Source organism: Blastococcus sp. HT6-4, from assembly GCF_039679125.1.
In the GTDB taxonomy this organism is placed as follows: Bacteria; Actinomycetota; Actinomycetes; order Mycobacteriales; family Geodermatophilaceae; genus Blastococcus; species Blastococcus montanus.
Map to the genome: position 1 here is coordinate 1,366,489 of NZ_CP155551.1, position 18,404 is coordinate 1,384,892.

18 protein-coding genes and 1 pseudogene are annotated in these 18,404 nt (G+C 75.3%); 8 read left to right on the top strand and 11 right to left on the bottom strand.

Annotated features, from left to right (window positions below; genetic code table 11):
- Window positions 1–67 precede the first annotated feature (67 nt).
- Entirely contained in the window at window positions 68–1,615 is a 1,548-nt protein-coding gene (locus tag ABDB74_RS06710) for a molybdopterin-dependent oxidoreductase (RefSeq protein ID WP_346622727.1), read from the top strand.
- On the opposite strand, the gene ABDB74_RS06715 is transcribed toward ABDB74_RS06710, so the two are convergent.
- From ABDB74_RS06715 to ABDB74_RS06735, 5 genes are all read right to left on the bottom strand, one after another.
- Complete coding sequence (locus ABDB74_RS06715; protein ID WP_346622729.1) at window positions 1,582–2,493, bottom strand: alpha/beta hydrolase; 912 nt, start codon at window positions 2,491–2,493, stop codon at window positions 1,582–1,584. The genes ABDB74_RS06710 and ABDB74_RS06715 overlap by 34 nt on opposite strands.
- An 80-nt stretch (window positions 2,494–2,573) precedes the next feature.
- Window positions 2,574–4,073 (bottom strand): phosphatase PAP2 family protein, encoded by a 1,500-nt coding sequence (locus ABDB74_RS06720; RefSeq protein ID WP_346622730.1) that lies wholly within the window; start codon window positions 4,071–4,073, stop codon window positions 2,574–2,576.
- 94 nt (window positions 4,074–4,167) lie between these two features.
- Window positions 4,168–4,572 carry a hypothetical protein gene (locus ABDB74_RS06725; RefSeq protein ID WP_346622732.1) on the bottom strand — a complete coding sequence of 135 codons (405 nt, stop codon included), beginning with the start codon at window positions 4,570–4,572 and terminating at the stop codon, window positions 4,168–4,170.
- Window positions 4,569–5,120: a hypothetical protein gene (locus tag ABDB74_RS06730; RefSeq protein ID WP_346622734.1), complete on the bottom strand. Its 552-nt coding sequence runs from the start codon at window positions 5,118–5,120 to the stop codon at window positions 4,569–4,571. The genes ABDB74_RS06725 and ABDB74_RS06730 overlap by 4 nt, the downstream gene beginning before the upstream one ends.
- Window positions 5,117–7,177 (bottom strand): PEP/pyruvate-binding domain-containing protein, encoded by a 2,061-nt coding sequence (locus tag ABDB74_RS06735; RefSeq protein ID WP_346622736.1) that lies wholly within the window; start codon window positions 7,175–7,177, stop codon window positions 5,117–5,119. Before ABDB74_RS06735 ends, ABDB74_RS06730 begins: the two co-directional genes overlap by 4 nt.
- Before the next feature lie 215 nt (window positions 7,178–7,392).
- Between ABDB74_RS06735 and bluB the strand changes: the two genes are divergently transcribed.
- Genes bluB through ABDB74_RS06750 form a run of 3 tightly spaced genes read left to right on the top strand, consistent with a single transcriptional unit; the run spans window position 7,393 to window position 10,438 of the window.
- The gene (bluB, locus tag ABDB74_RS06740) at window positions 7,393–9,093 is read left to right on the top strand and encodes a 5,6-dimethylbenzimidazole synthase (RefSeq protein ID WP_346622738.1); all 1,701 of its coding nucleotides are present in this window, start codon (window positions 7,393–7,395) and stop codon (window positions 9,091–9,093) included.
- Complete coding sequence (locus tag ABDB74_RS06745) at window positions 9,090–9,632, top strand: bifunctional adenosylcobinamide kinase/adenosylcobinamide-phosphate guanylyltransferase (protein ID WP_346622740.1); 543 nt, start codon at window positions 9,090–9,092, stop codon at window positions 9,630–9,632. Before bluB ends, ABDB74_RS06745 begins: the two co-directional genes overlap by 4 nt.
- Window positions 9,629–10,438, top strand: a complete 810-nt coding sequence (locus tag ABDB74_RS06750; RefSeq protein WP_346622742.1) for an adenosylcobinamide-GDP ribazoletransferase — start codon at window positions 9,629–9,631, stop codon at window positions 10,436–10,438. Before ABDB74_RS06745 ends, ABDB74_RS06750 begins: the two co-directional genes overlap by 4 nt.
- Window positions 10,439–10,447: 9 nt before the next feature.
- Here the strand turns inward: ABDB74_RS06750 and ABDB74_RS06755 are convergent, their stop codons facing one another.
- Together ABDB74_RS06755 and ABDB74_RS06760 are read right to left on the bottom strand one after the other, a co-directional pair.
- Window positions 10,448–11,221: an alpha/beta hydrolase gene (locus tag ABDB74_RS06755; RefSeq protein WP_346622743.1), complete on the bottom strand. Its 774-nt coding sequence runs from the start codon at window positions 11,219–11,221 to the stop codon at window positions 10,448–10,450.
- Between the two features lie 29 nt (window positions 11,222–11,250).
- Window positions 11,251–11,556 (bottom strand): hypothetical protein, encoded by a 306-nt coding sequence (locus tag ABDB74_RS06760; protein ID WP_346622745.1) that lies wholly within the window; start codon window positions 11,554–11,556, stop codon window positions 11,251–11,253.
- A gap of 180 nt (window positions 11,557–11,736) precedes the next feature.
- Between ABDB74_RS06760 and ABDB74_RS06765 the strand changes: the two genes are divergently transcribed.
- Complete coding sequence (locus ABDB74_RS06765; RefSeq protein WP_346622747.1) at window positions 11,737–11,997, top strand: hypothetical protein; 261 nt, start codon at window positions 11,737–11,739, stop codon at window positions 11,995–11,997.
- Between the two features lie 24 nt (window positions 11,998–12,021).
- Here the strand turns inward: ABDB74_RS06765 and ABDB74_RS06770 are convergent, their stop codons facing one another.
- Window positions 12,022–13,209 (bottom strand): acyl-CoA dehydrogenase family protein, encoded by a 1,188-nt coding sequence (locus tag ABDB74_RS06770; RefSeq protein ID WP_346622748.1) that lies wholly within the window; start codon window positions 13,207–13,209, stop codon window positions 12,022–12,024.
- A 27-nt stretch (window positions 13,210–13,236) separates the two neighbouring features.
- On the opposite strand from ABDB74_RS06770, the pseudogene ABDB74_RS20670 reads away from it, so the two are divergent.
- The 3 genes and pseudogenes from ABDB74_RS20670 to ABDB74_RS06780 all read left to right on the top strand — a co-directional run.
- Window positions 13,237–13,404 (top strand): annotated as a pseudogene (locus ABDB74_RS20670) (glycerate kinase); the annotation flags it as partial.
- A gap of 92 nt (window positions 13,405–13,496) precedes the next feature.
- Entirely contained in the window at window positions 13,497–14,360 is an 864-nt protein-coding gene (locus ABDB74_RS06775) for a glycerate kinase (protein WP_346622749.1), read from the top strand.
- A gap of 36 nt (window positions 14,361–14,396) precedes the next feature.
- Window positions 14,397–15,425, top strand: a complete 1,029-nt coding sequence (locus ABDB74_RS06780; protein ID WP_346622750.1) for a potassium channel family protein — start codon at window positions 14,397–14,399, stop codon at window positions 15,423–15,425.
- 19 nt (window positions 15,426–15,444) lie between these two features.
- Here ABDB74_RS06780 and ABDB74_RS06785 read toward each other — a convergent pair whose 3' ends face one another.
- From ABDB74_RS06785 to ABDB74_RS06795, 3 genes are read right to left on the bottom strand one after another with little or no spacing between them, the layout of a single operon-like run.
- Window positions 15,445–15,594 carry a hypothetical protein gene (locus ABDB74_RS06785; RefSeq protein ID WP_346622752.1) on the bottom strand — a complete coding sequence of 50 codons (150 nt, stop codon included), beginning with the start codon at window positions 15,592–15,594 and terminating at the stop codon, window positions 15,445–15,447.
- Window positions 15,595–15,649: 55 nt separating this feature from the next.
- Window positions 15,650–17,296: an AMP-binding protein gene (locus tag ABDB74_RS06790; RefSeq protein WP_346622753.1), complete on the bottom strand. Its 1,647-nt coding sequence runs from the start codon at window positions 17,294–17,296 to the stop codon at window positions 15,650–15,652.
- Window positions 17,297–17,300: 4 nt separating this feature from the next.
- On the bottom strand, window positions 17,301–18,269 hold the full coding sequence (locus tag ABDB74_RS06795) for a cyclase family protein (protein ID WP_346622754.1): 969 nt from the start codon (window positions 18,267–18,269) through the stop codon (window positions 17,301–17,303).
- Between the last annotated feature and the right edge of the window lie 135 nt (window positions 18,270–18,404).

The following is an 18,404-nucleotide window of genomic DNA, read 5'->3' on the forward strand; positions in this document are numbered from 1 at the left end:
GCGGGGACATGGGGCGGTGGTGGACGACGGAGCACGTGCAGCAGGACAGCCGGGTGGCGCCCGGCCGATGAGCCGCGGCCGCGCCGCGCTCGCGGGGATCGCCGCGGTCGCCGTGGCGCTCGGCGTGGAGGAACTGGCCGCCGGGCTCATCCCCTCGGCGCCCTCGCTGATCATCTCGATCGGCGACACGTTCATCGACAGCGTGCCCGGGTGGCTGGAGCAGTGGGCCATCGCGACCCTGGGCACCGCGGACAAGCCGGTGCTCATCGGCGGCATCCTGGTCGTCGCCGCCCTGCTCGGGGCGGCCCTCGGCGTGCTCGCCCGCCGGTGGTTCGTCCTGGCCGCCGGCGGCATCGCCCTGTTCGCGACCCTGGGCGTCGTGGCCGCACTGGCCGACGACCGCAGCCCGGTGTTCCTCAGCGCGCTCGTCGGTGTGCTCGGCGCCGTTGCCGGCGTCGCGCTGCTGTACGTGCTGGTGCGGGTGCTCCCCAGCCGCCAACTGCCGCCGGAGCCGACGACCGACGCCGACGGCACACCCGTCCTCAGCCCCGTCGACCGCCGCCGCTTCCTCGCCGTCACCGGCAGCGCCACCCTGCTCGGCGTCCTGGCCGGTGTCGCGGGCTACCTGCTGTCCGGCCGCGAACGGCTGGGTGAGCTGCGCGCCGCCATCCGGCTGCCCGTGCCGGTGGAGCAGGCCGGTCCCGTCCCACCCGGCGCCGACCTGGAGATCCCCGGTCTCACCCCGCTGTTCATCCCGAACGAGGAGTTCTACCGGATCGACACGGCCCTGCGCGTGCCGGTGATCGACCCCGCGGACTGGCAGCTGGAGATCCGCGGGATGGTCGACGACCCGTTCACCCTCACCTACGCCGAGCTGATGGAGCTGCCGCAGATCGAGGCGGACATCACCCTGGCCTGCGTCTCCAACGAGGTGGGGGGCGACCTCGTGGGCAACGCCCGCTGGCAGGGCGTCCCGCTGCGCCCGCTGCTCGAGCGGGCGGGTCTGCAGGAGGGGGCGACCCAGCTGGTCGGCCGCTCCGTCGACGGCTTCACGGCGGGCTTCCCGGTGCTCACCGCGCTGGATCTGGAGGAGGCGATGGTGGCCGTCGCGATGAACGGCGAGCCGCTCCCGGCCGAGCACGGCTTCCCCGCCCGCCTCGTCGTCCCAGGGCTCTACGGCTACGTCTCGGCGACCAAGTGGCTGTCGGCGATCGAACTGACCGACTGGGACGTCGACGGCTACTGGATCCCCCGCGGCTGGGCGAAGGAGGGCCCGATCAAGACCCAGGCGCGCATCGACGTACCGCGTCGGGGAGCGGCCGTGGTCCCCGGGCGGCAGCCGATCGCCGGGGTGGCGTGGGCGCCCACCCGGGGCATCGAGGCGGTCGAGGTCAGCATCGACGACGGCCCGTGGCAGCGCGCCGAGCTCGCGGAGTCGCTCGACGTGGACTGCTGGCGGCAGTGGTACCTCCCGTGGGAGGCGACCCCGGGCCGGCACGTGATCGCCGCCCGGGCCACCGACGGGCTGGGCGAGGTGCAGACCGACGAGCGGACGCCGGTCGCACCCGACGGTGCCTCGGGCTACCCCGTCATCGAGGTCGTCGTCGACTCCTGAACCGGCCGGTCACCGCTCATCCGGCGCATCCACCGGCGCGTCTGCTCGACGACCACGTCGGGGTCGGTCAGCGCCAGCATGTGCCCGGAGCCCTGGACGGTCACCAACTCGGCGTCGGGGAGTGCGGCCATCAGCTTCTCGACCTCCTCGTCGGTCACCTCGGGGTCCTCGCTGCCGTGCACCACCAGCGTGGGCACGGTGAGGCTCGGGGCGAGCCGGACGCCGTCGTGGCTGACGCTGGCCAGCGTCGTCCCGGCCAGGGCCAGCGGCCGGGTGGTCAGGAAGTCGTCGCGCACCTTCTCGACGAGGTCCCTGGGCTCGCCCGGGGCGAAGGCCGCCTTCCGGACCAGCCGATCCGCCAGCGGGGCGATCGGCCGGATCCGCCCACCCACCCGGGCGACCGTGCGCAGCACGGTGAACCAGCCGGAGCGCACGCGCGCACGGGCCCAGCGGGGCAGGCCGTCGCCCGGGAAGCCGGCCACGGTGATGCCCGAACCGCCCGATCCGGCGAAGACCACACCCGCGATCCGGTCGTCCGCGCCGCCGCCGTGGACGTGCTCGAGCAGGATGCCGCCGCCGAGGCTGTGCGCCACGACGACCGCGGAACCCCCGTCGGGCACCGCGGCACCGAGAACGGCCGAGAGGTCCTGCGCGTGGGCGGCCAGGCTGTAGTTCCCCGTCCGCGCGTCACCGCTCTGGGCGTGGCCGCGCAGTTCGTAGCCGACGACCCGGTAGTCGGCGGCGAGCCGCTCGGGCACGTCGCCCCACGAGTCGATGGACAGCCCGAGCCCGTGCACCAGCACGAGGAGCGGGGCGTTCTCCCGGCCCCAGGAGTACAGGGCCAGGCGGGTGCCGTCGAAGGAGGTCACATCGGTCATGGGCGGGAGATACCCAGCTCCGCACCGCCGTGCTGTGTCGTTGTCGTGACAGTCACCACGGCGTGCGCCAGGCCTGGTCGTCACCGGGAGGCGACGGCCCTCCGGCCGGCCGCGAGCGAGCGGGGGTACCGGAACTGGTCGCCCACCCCCGGCAGCAGGCACCGGGCGCAGACGAGCACCCACACGGTGCCCAGGACCAGCCCGGCGAGCACGTCGGTCGGGTAGTGCGCCGCGACGTAGATGCGCGACAGGGCCACGGCCGGGGCCACGAGCACCGGCACCACGAGCACCGCCCACCGCCGGTGGCCACGGCCGAGGGTGATGACGAGCGCGGCCAGGCCGCCGTAGAGGGCCACCGCGGCGGCCACGTGGCCCGAGGGCCAGCTCGCCGCGGTCACCAGGCCGGAGGTCAGGTCTGCCACGGGCGGGCGCACCCGTTCGACCGTGCGGGAGACGACGAAGTAGATGCCGAGCTCCCCGAGCACGGTGACGAGGACGAAGAGCACCGGTCGCCAGCTGGCGGTGATCGCGAGCGCCACCACGGCGAGGGAGAGCGACACCGCGATGAACGCGCGCGTTCCCGACAGCGTCCCGACCGCGGTCGCGATGTCGGTCAGCGTGGGTGTCCGCAGGTCCACGACGGCCTGTGCGACCTGCCGGTCGAAGCGGCCGAGGGCGGTGTCGCCGAGCACCGCGGTGACCAGCAGCCCGAGCGCGATCAGCACGACGGAGAGCGCGGCGGCGGCGACCAGCAGCCGGGTCACGGTGCGGCGGCCGTCCGGCAGCGCGGCCTGCTGGGAGGGGGCCAGGTGGGGGGCGTCGTGGGGGTCGACGTCCAGGGGGTCCAGCGGCTCCGCCGTCCGCTGGTGGTGGTCGTGCTGCCAGCCGCGGAAGGCCGCCGTCGTGACCGCCAGCAGCCCCGCCCCCAGGGCCCAGCCGGCGAGGACGTCGGTGACGAAGTGGACGCCGAGGGCCAGCCGGGTGAAGCCGACGGCGAAGGCGATCAGCAGCGCCACGGCGATGACCCAGGGCCGGAAGCGGCGGTGCACGGCGGGCAGGACCAGCATCGCCAGCATGACGAACGTGACCAGCGAGAGGGTGGCGTGGCCGCTGGGGAAGCTGGCGTTGGACGGCAGTTCGTTGACCGGGCTCTCCACCACCGGCCGCGCGCGACCGATCAGCGCCTTGGTCAGCGGGACCAGGATCGCCATCCCGACGCCGGTGGCCACGACGAACGCGGCCAGCCGGCGCTGACCGCGGATCAGCAGGAAGACGGTCGTCAGCGTGAACAGCAGGATCACCGCGGCGTTCCCGCCGAGGTCGGTGACCACCCGCAGCACGCTGACCAGCGCGGGGGAGTCGCTCACCACCGAATTGAGGTCGGCGGCCACGTCGCCGTCCAGCGAGGCCAGCGGCGACCACTCCCGCTGGACCAGCAGCATCAGCAGCAGGAACGGGACCGCCCCGATCAGCAGGGCGACCAGCCCCAGGACGGTGCGGACCCCGAACCGGCCGACCCCGGCGGTGCCGCCGTCGTCGACCGGGGAAGGGGTCTCGGTGCGCTCCACAGCCCGGCTCATGGGCAGGACGGGTACCCGGTCCCGATCCCCGCCAACGGGTCGGACCTGACGATCCCGTTACGGCCGGCGACGGCGGATCCGGCACGGACGGGGATCACGGGCCCGAGGCGGCGCGGTCGCCGGGCACCACCGTCTCGAGCCGGCGGACCTCGACCAGCAGGTGCTGCACCCGCAGGTCGCTCAGGCAGCCGCGGAGCTCCCGCCGGTCGAACTCGTCCAGGCCGGGTCGCAGGCGGAACGCGAACACCCTGTCGTCGACCGACCGGAACGAGTCCTCGACCACGTCCGCGTTGACCAGCAGCCGGCAGGCGCTGACCAGTCCCCGAATCATCTCCTCCCGGACGGCCGGGTCCTCCCGCACGATCGACGCCGCCACCACGACGTCGGTGTACGACCCCTCCGGCTGCGGCACCTCCACGGTCATCAGCTCCTCGCGCAGCAGCACGACGCCGGCGACGGCGACGGCCGCGGCGACGAGCCAGCCGAGGACCCGGCTCATCGCAGGCCGGCCGTCGCCGCGGGACCGAGGAGCACCCGCAGGGCCGGGTCGTCGCCGCAGTCGTCCGCGCCGGCCAGCAGCTCGGCGTCGGTGGGCACCAGCGAGGTGGCCGGGAAGGCGACCTGCTCCAGCTCGGTGGCCAGCTGCTCCTCCACGCCCGCCCGGGCGGAGTTGCCGGCCACCCGCTCGATCAGCCAGGCGATGCCCGAGACGACGAACCCGCCGCCGAGCAGGACCGGGATGAAGATGTGCGTGCGGTCGAACGCCTCCGGCTTGAGCCAGAGGAACGGCTTGCTCTCCACGGGGGTCGCCCGCAGCCGCTCCAGCGCCCCGGGCTGCCGCTGCGCACCAGCGCCGGAACGGACGTGCTCGTCGACCGCGGCCAGCCGGCGCAGCACGAGCGCCGTGCAGAGCCCCACGAGGGTGGCGAGGAACAGGATCCCCACCAGCAGGGCGCGGTGCCACTCCCACCGGTAGACGTAGATGAACAGGTAGGCGCCGGTGGCGATCAGGGCCACCACGCCGATCAGCCAGCTGAGCTGCTTCACGACGTCTCCTCCTCCACCGAGCCGCTGTCGCCGTCGACGCGCACGGTCGTCCCGGGCGCGAACCGCTCCAGCGCCCCGGAGAAGCCGACGACGGTGGGCACGCCGGACTCCCGGGCCAGGATCGCGAGGTGCGCGAGGACGCTGCCGGTCTCGGCGACCAGCCCGCCCAGTCGCGGCAGGACCGGGGCGAGCGAGGGGTCGAGGGTCCGGACGACGAGCACGGAACCCTCCGGCGGGTCCTCCCCGTGGTGCACCGGTCCGCTGCCCGACCCGCCGCCGGCGCCGGTGCCACCTGCGGAGCCGGCGACGGGCACCGGCCGGCCGGTGTCGCTCATGCGGAACCGGGCGGGCAGCGGCTCACCCGCCTCCTCGATGCGCGGCTCCAGCACGGCAGCGGGATCGTGGACCGCCGCGGTGAGGTCGGCGAGCCGCAGGCCACGGACCTCCTCCGGGCCGGCCAGCCGCCCGGTCGCGGCGAGCCGCTCGCCGAGCGTCCAGGCGGCCCGGGCCGTCACCTCCTGCAGCCAGCGCACCCGCAGCCGGAGCGCCTCCCGGAGCAGCCCCGCGTCGGACCCGTCTCCCGGCGGGGGGCTGTCGGGGGCATCGACGTCGGGTGGCAGCTGCGGGGTCCGGCAGACCAACGGTGCGGCGAGGGCGAGGACGACCGGGTTCGCGGCGACGATCTCGGCGTCCGAGAGGCCGGCCTGCCGCGAGCGGGCCAGCACCCGCAGCGCCGCGCTGACGCCGGTCAGCCGGGGCGCGGCCGGATCCACCAGCATGCCCATGAGCAGCTCGTGGGCGTGCACCGAGCGCAGCGCCGGGGCGACCCGGTGCAGCACCGCGACCAGTTGCCGGTCGGAGAGCTCGTCCAGCGCCGGCACGCCGCCCAGCGTGTGGTCAGCGGCCGCCAGCACGTCCTCCGCCAGCACCGGCAGCGCCGAACGGAGCCGGCCGACCCGCCAGGACGCCCGCAGCCGGCGCAACCGGGGGCGGGGGTCGAGCCGCTCCAGCAGCCGCGGCGACTCCGCCCGGCTCTCCAGCAGGTCGAGGTCGACGGCCACCCAGCCCCCCACGACCGTGGCCAGCGGCGAGGCGTCCACCGTGGCCCGGTCGGTGGTGCCGGCGAGCAGCAGGGCGTGCCCGAGGGCCTCGCGCATCGGCGGCACCCAGAGGTCGCGCTCCAGCGGCTGCAGCGGCTCGGGAAAGGTCTCGGCGACCGGTCCGGGCCCGAGCACCGGGCCTTGCGGACGGCCGCGCGGCTCGGCGGTGACCGGGCGGCTCTGGAGCAGTCGCAGCCGGCCGGACCCGTCGAACGCCCACTCGACGTCCTGCGGCCCGCCGAACACCTCCGCGGTCCGGCGCGCGAGGTCGGCGAGGGCACGCAGCTGCGGCCGGCGGAGCCGGACCCCGCCGTCCCCCCGGGTCGCCTCCGTGGCCTGGCCGGTCAGGTCCAGCTCGTACCGGTCGCCGTCGACCTGCCCGCTCACGAGCCGGTCCGGCCCGCCCTCGACCGCGGCGACGACCAGCCGGTCCTCGCGCCCGGACACCGGGTCGATGCCGAAGAGGACACCACCGCTGCGGGCGTCGAGCAGCGGCTGGACGAGGACGGCGAGCGGCTCCCGCCCGGTCAGCTCCGCCGAGCCCTCGGCCGCGGTCTCCCGGGACGCGACGACGGTGTCCACGGCCCGGCGGAACTCCTCCAGCCCGCTGACGCCGACGACGGACTCGAACCGCCCGGCCATCGAGGAGTCGCCGAGGTCCTCCACCGTGGAGCTGCTCCGCACGACCAGCGCGCGCCGGCCGTCCTCGGAGAGCCGGCGCCAGGCGTCGAGCACGTCGTCGGGCAGGGGCGTGCCCGACGACACCCGGTCCACGGCTGCGGTGGTGACGACGAAGCCCGGGACGATCGGCAACCCCTCGCGGTGCGCCCGGGCGAGCGCGGAGGCCTTCGCCCCGGTGAGCCCGTCGTCCGCGGCCGCTTCCTCGTCGAGGCCCACGACGGAGGGGCGATCGGTCGGCGGCGCGGCTCCGGAGCCGTCGGTCGAGGTGGCGGACACGTTCCCGTTCATTGCCGCCCGCCGCGCCGCCAACCGCGCCATGGCCGCGCCACACCCGTTCGTAGACAAACCGTAACGACGGGAGCGGTGACCGACCCGGCCGCCGGGGACGGGCCGCCCGCCCGGGGGACACCGTGCGGCCCGCTGCCCGCGACGGCGGGCGCCCGTGCGAGATTGGTCCGGAGGGTGCGGCACCTGACGGAGGAGTTCCTGGCATGACCTGGCCCCGGCCGGTCCCGGTGATCGGCGACCGCACGCATGCGGCGGAACGGGCGGCCGACCCCGCCGGCTGGGCGTTCGACGCCGGCAGCGTGGCCGCCCTGCACGAGGTCATCGAGGCCCGGCGCGACATCCGCCGCTACCGCCCCGACCCCGTTCCGCCGGAGCTGCTGCGGACGGTGCTGGAGGCCGGGCACCGCGCGCCGTCGGTGGGGCACTCCCAGCCGTGGCGGTTCGTCGTCGTCACCGAGCAGGCCACCCGTGACCGCGCCGCGGTGCTCGCCGACCGGGAGCGGCTGCGGCAGGCCGAGCTGCTCACCCCGGATCGCCGGGCCCGGCTGCTGGACCTGCAGCTGGAGGGGATCCGCGAGGCGCCGGTCGGGATCGTCGTCGCCTGCGACCGCCGGGCACACGCCACCGGGGTCCTGGGCCGGGCCACGTTCCCCGACGCCGACCTCTGGAGCTGCGCCTGCGCCATCCAGAACATCTGGCTGGCCGCCCGCGCATCCGGCCTCGGCCTGGGCTGGGTGACGCTCTTCCAGCCGGCCGACCTCGCCGCGCTGCTGCACCTGCCCGACGGCGTCGAGACCCTCGGCTGGCTGTGCCTCGGCTGGCCGGACGAGCGCCCGCCCGAGCCCGGCCTGATGCGCCACGGCTGGTCGGCGCGGGCGCCGCTCGACGACGTCGTCCTGGCCGAGCGCTGGCCGGCCGACGGCAGTCCGGAGGCCCCCGTGTCCCACCTCGCGGGGCCGCGACCGGACGCCGTGGTGGCCGCCCGCGACAGCGGCGACGACCTGCTCGCCGTCCCCGGGTCGCTCGGCGTGCTCGACCGCGCCGTCGACCGGGTGCTCGCCCTGCCGGGGGACGAGCCGGCCACCGGGACGCTGGTCGTCGTCGCGGGGGACCACCCCGTGGCCGACGCCCACCAGGTCTCCGCCTACCCGGCGTCGGTGACCGCCGACGTGCTCGCGGCGACCCGCAGTGGGGAGTCCCTGGGGGCGGCGACGGCGCGGCAGGCCGGGCTGCGGGTGCGGGCCCACCACGCGGTGGTGCCCGGGCCCCAGGGCGACCTGGTCGCCGCCGACGCGCTCCCCGCGGCCGCGGTCCAGGCGCTCGTCGAGGAGGGCCGGGCGCTGGGCCGGGAGCTGGCGGCGGACGGGCTGGTCTGCCTGGGCGAGGTCGGCATCGGCAACACAACGGTCGCCGCGGCGCTGGCGTGCGCGCTGCTCGGCCTGGACCCCGACGCCGCCGTGGGCCTGGGGGCCGGCGCCGACGCGGCGATGCTGGCCCGCAAGCGCACCGTCGTCGCCGGAGCTCTCGAGCGGGCGCGTGCGGAGCACGGGGTGGCGCTCGCCGAGCCGCTGACCGCGCTCGCCGCGCTGGGCGGTCCGGAGTTCGCGGTGCTCGCCGGCGTCACGCTGGGCGCGGCGGCGGCAGGTGTCCCGGTGGTGCTCGACGGGCTGGTCACCTCGATCTCCGCCGTCGTCGCCGTCCGCCTGGAGCCGGCCGCGCAGCCGGCGCTCGTCGCCGGCCAGCGCAGCCGGGAGCGGGCGCACGCCGAGGTGCTCACCGAGCTGGGGCTGGAGCCGCTGCTGGACCTGAGGCTGCGCTCGGGGGAGGGCGTGGGCGCGGTCCTGGGCGCCCAGCTGCTGCTGACCGCGGTGCGCGCCCGGCGCACCGCCGGGCGGGTGTCGTGATCGGCCGCCCACGCCGGACGCTCGTGCTCGGAGGCGTCCGCTCGGGCAAGTCGCGGCACGCCGAGCAGCTGCTCGCGCGGGCCCGGCGGGTGGACTACGTGGCCTGCGGGCTGCCCGCCGACGGCAGCGACCCCGAGTGGGCCGACCGCGTCGCGCTGCACCGGGCCCGCCGCCCGGCGACCTGGCGCACCCTCGAGACCACCGACCTGGTGGGCGTGCTCGGCGACCCGGGCCCACCGGTGCTGGTCGACTGCCTGTCCACCTGGCTGGCGGGGGCGATGGACGACTGCGGGGTGTGGACCGGTGGCGAGGACGCCGACGCCCGGCTCGCGGCCGCGGTCGACGCGCTGCTCGACGCCTGGGCCGGCACCCGCCGCCGGGTGGTCGCGGTGAGCAACGAGGTGGGGTCGGGGGTGGTGCCGGCCACCGCGTCGGGCCGCCGGTTCCGCGACGAGCTGGGCATCCTCAACTCCCGCGTCGCGGCGGGCTCGCAGCGGGTCTGGTTGCTCACCGCGGGCCTGCCGCAGCGGCTGCGGTGAGCGCGGTCCCGCGCCAGGAGGCGGGCAGCGGCGGGCTGCTCGCCGCGCTCGGCGTCTTCAGCGTGCTGCCGGTGCCCGCCCGGGCCCGGATCCCGGGGCCCGGCGTGCTCGGCTGGCTCCCCGTCGTCGGGCTGGTGCTGGGTGCGCTCGCCTGCCTCCCGGCGCTGCTGGTGTGGCGTGGTGGCGGGCAGGGGGCGCCGCTGCTCGCCGCCGCGCTGGTGGTGACCGCGCTCGCCCTGCTCACCCGCGGCCTGCACCTCGACGCGACCGCGGACCTCGCCGACGGCCTCGGCAGCGGCCGCCCTGCCGAGCAGGCGCTGGCGATCATGCGCCGGCCCGAGGTCGGGGCCTTCGCCGTGGCCGCCCTGGTCTGCACGCTGCTGATCCAGGTGACGGCGCTGGCAGCGGTGCTCGGCGACGCCGGCGTCCCCGAGGGGCTGCTCGCCGTGGTGCTGGCGACGGTCACGGGCCGGACGGCGGTGCTGCACGCCGCGTCCCGGCCGGCCGCCCCCGGGTCGTCGCTCGGCGTCCTGGTCGCCGGCTCGGGCTCGCCGGTCCTGCGCTGGGCGGCCACGGCGGTGCTGCTCGCCGCGGCGGTGGGGGCGAAGCTGGCCGTCGGCGGTTCGCTCCCGGCGGCGCTGTGGTGGGCCGCCGCCGTCGTCGTCGGGCTGGCTGCGGCCGCCGTGCTGGCCCGGCACGCCGCGCGGCGCCTCGGCGGGGTGAACGGCGACGTCTTCGGTGCCCTGGTGGAGACCGGCACCACCGTCGCGCTGGTCGTGCTGGCCGCCGCCGTCACCTGGACCTGAGCCGACCGCTCACTCCTCCGGGAAGAGGGCGCGCAGGCCGAAGCGGGTGGGCCGCCGGAACGGGCGCCAGCCGTCGCGGGGCTGGGCCAGCCGGTCGGCGACCACCCAGAGCACCGCCGGATCCAGGCCCATGCCCAGGTGGCTGGCGTGCACCGCGACGTTCTCGCTGCGCGGCCCCTCCTCCTGCAGGCAGGTGCGCCAGTCGACGACGCCGTCCGACCGGGAGTAGACCGACGTGCTCGGTACCGGCAGGGCCGGGGCGGGGCGCACCTGCTCGACGGCCCGCAGCCGGCGGTACTCCCGGTACATCCCCGCGCCGCGCGCACCGGCCGGCCGCCGCGGCACCCCGGCGAACGGGGAGCCCAGCGAGATCACCTGGCGGACCAGGTGCGGGCTGCGCTCGGCCAGGCGACGGGCGAAGAGGCCCCCGAGGCTCTGGCCGACGATGCTGACCGGTGACCCGTGCTCGTCGGCCACCCGGTCCACCAGCCGGCGGACGCCCTCGACCACCTCCGGCCGGGGGCCGTGGTTGCGGCCGAGGTCCCAGCCCACTGTGGGGTGGCCGAGGCTTCCGATCCAGCGGCGGATCGCGCGGGTGGAGACGTCGGACGCCAGCCACCCGGGCAGGACGACGACGGGGTGCGGCTCGCCGCGCGGCGCCAGCCGCAGCAGGGGGAGCCCGGCGGCCAGGGCGCCGGCGCTGACCAGGGCGCGGGCCGGTTCGGTGAGGGCCAGCAGGTTGTCGGTGCGGTCGCCGCGGGCGGGCGCGGGGCGGGTGCTCACCCGTCCTCGATGCCCGCGCGGCGCCCGGATCAGTCGCTCGGCGGGAGGACGCGGGGGACGAACACCTCGTCGACCGGGCGGGGGCCGACGTACTGGCGGCAGGTGCACGGCACCCAGCTGTGGCCCGACCAGCGTCCGCGCTTGTCGTAGGTGTCGCGGCGCAGCTCGGCGTAGCAGGTGTTGCTCTCGGTGTCGTGCTGGCTGAGGGTGTGCCCGCATCCGCACAGCGGCGTCACCGGTGGGGGAGCGGCGGGGCGTCGACCCCGGCCCACCCGTCCGGCGATGAAGCCGGTGGCGAGCAGTGCGGCCCCCACCAGCAGGCTGACCGGTTCCATCCGCGTACACCTCCCGAGACCTCCGACGGTAGCGCGCCGACGGCGTCCCCCGGCGGGGTGACGGCCGCGGGGAACGTCACCCACCCGGCTGCGGAGCGTGCCGGCGGGAGCGGCCCGGGTCGATCCACGCTCGCCCGATCGTGGGGATTGGCTCCCGCGCGAGCGGGGAACTGGAGAGAGATGAGCACGTACGCCGTGGGGTTCGCCCGTCCCGATCGCTGGTCGACCGGGCGGCAGAACGATCGGAGCTACCCCTGGCACGCCGTGGAGGCGCACCGCCCGCCCGCCGAGCTCGACGGTGAGGTCGAGCTCGCCGTGTGCGGCGCGATCGTCCAGGTGTGGGGGACGCAGAAGTGGGAGCGGGTCGGCATCGGCCGCACGGGTTGCCCCGAGTGCGCCCGGATCACCGCCCTCGACTCCCGGCTGACGACCGCCCGCTGAGCCCGGCCGGCCCAGCGGGCGCGATCAGCCCCTGTCCGGCTTGCGGCCGCTGATCGCCGACAGCCCGGTGATCGCCCGGCCGACGATGAGCGCCTGCACCGAGTCGGTGCCCTCGAAGGTGAAGATCGCCTCCATGTCGGCGTGGTGCCGGGCGACGTGGTGGTCGAGCAGGATGCCGTCCCCACCGAGGATGTCGCGCGCGTCGGCCACGATCGCGCGCGCCTTGGCCGCGTGGTTCATCTTCGCCAGCGACGCCATGGCCGCCGTCATCCGGCCGGCGTCGGCGAGCTTCGACAGCCGCCAGCACATCAGCTGCATGGACGTGATCTCGGCGAGCATCCGCGCGAGCTTGTCCTGCACCAGCTGGAACCCCGCGATGGGCTGGCCGAACTGCTCCCGCCGCAGCGCGTGCGCGAGAGCCAGCTCGTAGGACGCCGTCGCCAGGCCCAGCGCCCGCCACGCCACCGTGTAGCGGGTGCGGTCGAGCATCGAGGAGACGTCCTTGAACGAGTGGCAGTTGGCCAGCTTGTTCTCCGCCGGCACCCGCACGTCGGTCAGGGTGATCTCGGCCTGCCACACCGCGCGCAGCGCCGTCTTGCCGGTCATGACCGTCGCCTCGTAGCCGGGCGCGCCCTTCTCGACGACGTAGCCGCCGACCTTGCCGTCCTCGCCGCGGGCCCAGATGATCACGTAGTCGGCGATCGACCCGTTGCCGATCCACTTCTTCTGCCCGTTGAGCACGAAGGCGTCACCGTCACGGCGGGCCGAGGTCTCCAGGCCCACGGCGTCGGAGCCGTGCTTGGGCTCGGTCAGGCCGAAGGCGCCGATCTTCTCCAGGCGCACCATCTCGGGCAGCCAGCGCTCGCGCTGCTCCTCGTCGCCGAGGACGGCGATCGACTGCATCGCGAGGAAGCTGTGCACGCCGTTGAAGGTGCCGATGCTGCCGTCCGCGCGGGCCAGCTCCGCGGCCACCAGGCCCGCGGCGACGTTGCTCATCCCGGGGCAGCCGTGGCCCTCGATGGTGCCGCCGACGATGCCCAGCCCGGCGAGCTTCTGCGCCATCTCGAACGGGAACTCGGCGCGTTCCCAGTAGTCGTTGATGTGCGGGGTGACCTCCGCGTCGCAGAAGGCGCGGACCCGGTCGCGGATCTCGATCTCGGCCGGCTCGAGGAGGTCATCGATGGCGTAGAAGTCAGGGCTGTCGACGGTCACGATGCCGAACGTACGACGAACAGGAGCATGCTGCCCGTCGTGCACGTCGTGATCGCGCCCGACTCGTTCAAGGGCAGTCTGACCGCCGACGACGCGGCCCGCGCCGTCGCCGACGGGATCGCCCGGCTGCGCCCGGACGTCGAGCTGGTCCTGCGCCCGGTGGCCGACGGCGGCGAGGGCACGGTCGCCGCGGCGCTGCGGGCCGGGTTCCGGCCGGAGACCGTCGCGGTGCACGGACCCGACGGGCGTCCCCGGACGCCGCGATCGCCGTCGGTCCCCGCGTCGCCGTGCTGGAGCTGGCCACGGCGGCCGGCCTCGGTCTCGCGCCGCCGGCGCCGCTCACCGCGAGTACCCGGGGGGTCGGCGAACTCGTCCGGGCCGCCCTCGACCGGGGGGTGCGGGGGATCGTCCTCGGCATCGGCGGGAGCGCGACCACCGACGGCGGGGCGGGGATGCTGCAGGCGCTGGGCGTGCGGCTGCTCGACGCGGACGGAGACGACGTCCCTCCCGGCGGCGCCGGGCTGATGCAGCTGGTGCGGGCCGACCCGACGGGGCTCGACCCGCGGCTGGCCGGGGTGGAGCTGGTCGTGGCCTCCGACGTCGACAACCCGCTGACCGGCCCCGCGGGCGCGGCGCGCGTCTTCGCCCCGCAGAAGGGCGCCGGACCCGACGAGGTGCGCACCCTGGACGCGGCCCTCCGCCGGTACGCCGCCGTCCTGCGTCGGGACCTGGGCGTCGACGTCGCTGACGTGCCCGGTGCCGGCGGAGCGGGCGGCACCGCCGCCGGGGCGATGGCCATCGGTGCCCGGGTCGTGTCCGGGGCCGGCCTGGTGTGCGACCTGGTGGGCCTGTCCGACGTCCTCGCCGGCGCGGCGCTCGCCGTCACCGGGGAGGGGGCGCTGGACGAGCAGACGCTGCACGGCAAGGCCCCGGCCGAGGTGGCCGCCCGGGCCCGGGCGGCCGGCGTGCCCTGCCTGGCGCTGGCCGGCACCGTCCGGCTGACCGCGGACCGGCTGACCGCCGCGGGGTTCGCGGCCGCGCACGCGCTGAGCGAGCTGGAACCCGATCCGGCCCGCTGCGTCGCCGAGGCGGCGACCCTGCTGGGTGAGCTGGCCGGCGGGGTGGTCGTCGCGCACCTGCCGGCGCGGTAGCTTGCCTCGTCCCCGGTGCCGTCGGCAGGAGTTCCGTTGCCGTTCCTGATCCACCGACTCTCGCGGTTCATGCGGCTGCGGCTGCGCGGCTGGCGGCTACCCCTGGCCGTGGCGGTGGCCGTGTTCCTCACCAGCTGGCTCGCGATGGTGCTGGTCGAGCCGGCCGGTGGTGACATCACCGCCCCCGGCACCTACTGGTGGTACTTCCTGGTCACCGCCGCCACCGTGGGCTACGGCGACGTCTTCCCGACCTCGATCGGCGGGCGGCTCGTCGGCGCCTACGTGATCGTCGGCGGCATCGTCACCCTGACCCTGCTGTTCACCCGGCTGTCCGACGCGCTGCAGTCGCTCCGCTTCCGGCGCCTGAGAGGTGTGGTCCCCCTGGAACTCTTCGACCACCTCGTGCTGCTCGGCTACTGGCCCGGGCGCACCGAGCGGATCATCGCCGAGCTCACCGCCGAGGGGCGCTACCAGGTGGCGCTGGCCGCCTGGGACGACGTGCCCGAGAACCCGATGCCCGACCACCCGGCTGTGCACTTCGTCCGCGGCGACCTCACCCACGAGGACGTCATGGACCGGGCATGCGTCCCCGCCGCCCGCACCGTCGTGATCGACGGCCGGGACGACAACGAGACGCTCGCGATCGCGGTGGCCGTCGTCCACGCCAACCCGGACGTGCACGTCGTCGCCGCCGTGCGCGACCTCGAGCGGGCGGAGAACCTGCGCTACGTCAGCGCGCGGGTGCAGGTCGTCCAGTGGCACATGCCGTTCCTGCTGACCGAGGAGGCGACCGACCCGGGCATCGCGCAGATCTACTCCGACCTGATGCGCAGCGGCGGGCGCGGCAACACCTACTCGCTGGTGGTGCCGGCCGGGTTCGCGCACACCACCTTCGGCGACTGCCAGACGTGGTTCGGCCGGGAGTTCGGGGCCACCGTGCTCGCCCTCCGGGGCCCGGACGGCCTCGCGGTCAGCCCGGCGTGGAGCACGGCGGTGCCGGTGGGAGCGACGCTCTACTACGTCGCCGGCCGGCGGATCCCCGCCCGGGAGCTCGCCGGGCGCTGACCCGCCCCGGCAGCCCGCGTCAGGAGGGGTGGCCCGGGACGTCGTCCGCGTCGCCCTGCGGTGCCTCGCGGGGGGCGCTCTGCTCCTCCAGGTGGGCTTCGGTCTGGGCGCTCTCCTGCTCCACGGCGATGTCGCGGGGCTGCGGCGTCTCGGGTTCCGGCGTCGTCATGGCCCCCACCCTGCCCCAGCCGGCGGCGGCTCGCGCGGCCGCCGCCGGCCGTGGGTCAGCCGCGCAGCTCCCGGCGCAGGATCTTGCCGGTGACGGTCTTGGGGAGCTCGTCGACCAGGACGACGCTGCGCGGGTACTTGTAGGCGGCCATCCGCTCCTTGCAGTGGGCGATGAGCTCGTCCTCCGTCGCCGTGGCCCCGGGGTTCAGGCTGACGAACGCTTTCACCGTCTCGCCGCGCTTCTCGTCGGGGACGCCGACCACCGCCGACTCGCGGACCGCCGGGTGCTCGGCGAGGACGTCCTCCACCTCGCGGGGCCAGACCTTGTAGCCCGAGGCGTTGATCATGTCCTTCTTGCGGTCGACGATGAACACCCAGCCCTCGGGGTTCATGAAGCCGACGTCGCCGCTCTTGAGCGCCCCACCGGGCAGGCCCGCCGCGGTCTCCTCGGGTTTGCCCCAGTAGCCGGCGACGACCTGCGGCCCCTCGGCGACGATCTCGCCGATCTCACCGAGCGGCAGGTCCCGGCCGTCGTCGTCCTGGATGCGCACGACCGTGTTCGGTGCCGGGACGCCGACCGACAGCGCGCCCGAGGTCGGGTCGACCGGGGAGGCCGCCCCGAACGGGGTCACGGTCATCGGGGAGGTCGTCTCGGTCAGGCCGTAGGCGTTGTGCACCTGCTTGCCGGTCGCCTTCAGGAACTTCTGCTCGGCGGTGGGGGAGATGGCGGCCCCACCGGAGTAGATGGAGGTGAACGACGAGAAGTGGTCCTTGCTGAAGCCCGGGGCGTTGAGCAGCGCGGTGAACGCCGTGATCGCGCCGATGGTGAACGCCGGCCGGTGCTCGGCGAACGCGTCGAGCACCACCTGCGGCTCGAACCGGTAGGCCAGGACCAGTGGCGCCGGCACCAGCAGGCTCACCGCGATGTGGCCGATCAGCCCGGTGATGTGGAACAGCGGGGCGACGCCGAAGATCGCGCCGTCCCGCCCCGCGTGCACCCAGTCGCGGTAGACCTGCGCGGTGAACACCACGTTCCGGTGGGTGTTCATCGCGCCCTTGGGCACGCCCGTCGTCCCCGACGTGTAGGTCAGGAACGCGACGTCGTCCGACCGCAGCCCGACCGGCGGCGGGGCCTCGCCGCGGTGCCGGTCGATCAGCTCCAGGAGGTCGGTCGTCCCCTCGTGCCGCTGCCGGGTGATCCCCGCGAACAGCCGCTCGTCGTCCCGCGTCTGGAACTCCAGCTCGCTGGTCGTGAGCACCAGGCGCACGTCGGTGCCGGGCACGACCTCGCGGGCGATCTGGTCGTAGAGCGACTCGAGGGCGAGCAGCACCGTGGCCCCGGAGTCCGCCAGCAGGTAGGAGAGCTCCCGCTGCCGGCTCATCGGGTTGATCGACACCATGACGCCGTCGGCCTTCCACGCGGCGACCATCGCGATGACGAACTGCGGCACGTTCTGCAGGTAGACCGCCAGCCGGTCGCCGGGGCCGAACCCGTTCGCGAGCAACCCGGACGCCAGCCCGTCGCTGAGCTCGTCGAGCTCGCGGCGGGTGATGGTCCCGTCGAAGTAGCGCAGCGCCACCGCCGAGGGATCGCGCTCGACGCCGGCCCGGAACATCTCCAGGGCCGTCTCGAACTCGATCGGGTAGTCGGCCGGCTGATCGCCGTAGCGCGCCAGCCAGGGCCGGTCGTCGTAGCCGCTCATGGCGTCACTTGATGACGACGGGGTTGACCGGGGTGCCGGCCGCCTTGGCCACCTTGAGCGGGGCCGCGACGTAGAGGAAGGCGTACTGGCCGTCCTCCGCGCAGTCGGCGGCCAGCTGCTCCAGGTCCGCGATCTCGGTCAGGGTCACGCCGAGGTTGCGCATGAGCGCGTTGTGCAGCACCAGCGCGACGCCGTTGTTCGGGTCGAAGGTGACCTCGTTGGCGATCGTGTCGGTGACCAGGTTGGGGATCTCCATGTCCTGGAACCACTGCACGAGCTCGGGGGAGTAGACCAGCCCCGGCTCGTTGAAGCCCTCGTAGAACGCCTCGCCCTGCTCGTGGAACAGCTGCAGGAAGTTGGTCCGGATGATCAGGATGTCCCGCTTCTGGATGGGGGTGCCCTGGGCCTCGGCGCAGGCGACGAGGTCCTCGTGGGTGAAGGTCTCACCCTTGTCGAGGGTGGCCCTGCCGCGGAAGCGGGCCATGTCCAGCAGCACGGCCCGGCCGACGACGCCGCGCTGGGCGATCGGCTCCACGCTGGCCTTCTCCAGGCCGCCGATGGTGGTGCGGGCGTCGTAGCCGTTGTAGATCTTGCCGTCGTACCAGAGGTGGCCGAGGGCGTCGTACTGCGTCGAGCCCTGCAGGTACGCGTCCATCTTGTCGTCGGCGTAGTGCAGGCCGCCGGGGTACGCCGCCCCCTTGCCGCCCTCGTCCCAGTCGCTCTCGTCGAGGATCTGCGTCCGGACGGCGGGCGTGCGACCGGGCCACACCGGGTCGCCCTTCGGGTCGCCGATCAGCCGCTGGAGCGTGAAGACCTTGCCCGAGCGGACCAGCTTGACCGCGGCGAGCACCTGCTCCGGGCCCAGGTAGTTCAGCGCACCGACCTCGTCGTCGGGCCCCCACTTGCCCCAGTTGGTGGGCGCGTCCCTGAGGAGGTCGCCGAGGTAGGGGGCGGTCGCGGGGGTGTCGGTCACAGAGGCCTCCAGGGCTGGCGGACGGCCCGTCCGTCGACGGGCGGGGCGGTGCTCCGGACTATTCGCCGGTGTGGTGCCGACCACAACCACTGTGCAACATTCGCTGCAACCGATCACCCGACCCGCCAGCGCCCG

Excerpts from the sequence above, each read along its gene's own strand:
- ABDB74_RS06710 (WP_346622727.1), top strand. The coding sequence starts at position 68 with ATGAGCCGCGGCCGCGCCGCGCTCGCGGGGATCGCCGCGGTCGCCGTG.
- ABDB74_RS06715 (WP_346622729.1), bottom strand. The coding sequence starts at position 2,493 with ATGACCGATGTGACCTCCTTCGACGGCACCCGCCTGGCCCTGTACTCC.
- ABDB74_RS06720 (WP_346622730.1), bottom strand. The coding sequence starts at position 4,073 with ATGAGCCGGGCTGTGGAGCGCACCGAGACCCCTTCCCCGGTCGACGAC.
- ABDB74_RS06725 (WP_346622732.1), bottom strand. The coding sequence starts at position 4,572 with ATGAGCCGGGTCCTCGGCTGGCTCGTCGCCGCGGCCGTCGCCGTCGCC.
- bluB (WP_346622738.1), top strand. The coding sequence starts at position 7,393 with ATGACCTGGCCCCGGCCGGTCCCGGTGATCGGCGACCGCACGCATGCG.
- ABDB74_RS06760 (WP_346622745.1), bottom strand. The coding sequence starts at position 11,556 with ATGGAACCGGTCAGCCTGCTGGTGGGGGCCGCACTGCTCGCCACCGGC.
- ABDB74_RS06765 (WP_346622747.1), top strand. The coding sequence starts at position 11,737 with ATGAGCACGTACGCCGTGGGGTTCGCCCGTCCCGATCGCTGGTCGACC.
- ABDB74_RS06785 (WP_346622752.1), bottom strand. The coding sequence starts at position 15,594 with ATGACGACGCCGGAACCCGAGACGCCGCAGCCCCGCGACATCGCCGTG.
- ABDB74_RS06790 (WP_346622753.1), bottom strand. The coding sequence starts at position 17,296 with ATGAGCGGCTACGACGACCGGCCCTGGCTGGCGCGCTACGGCGATCAG.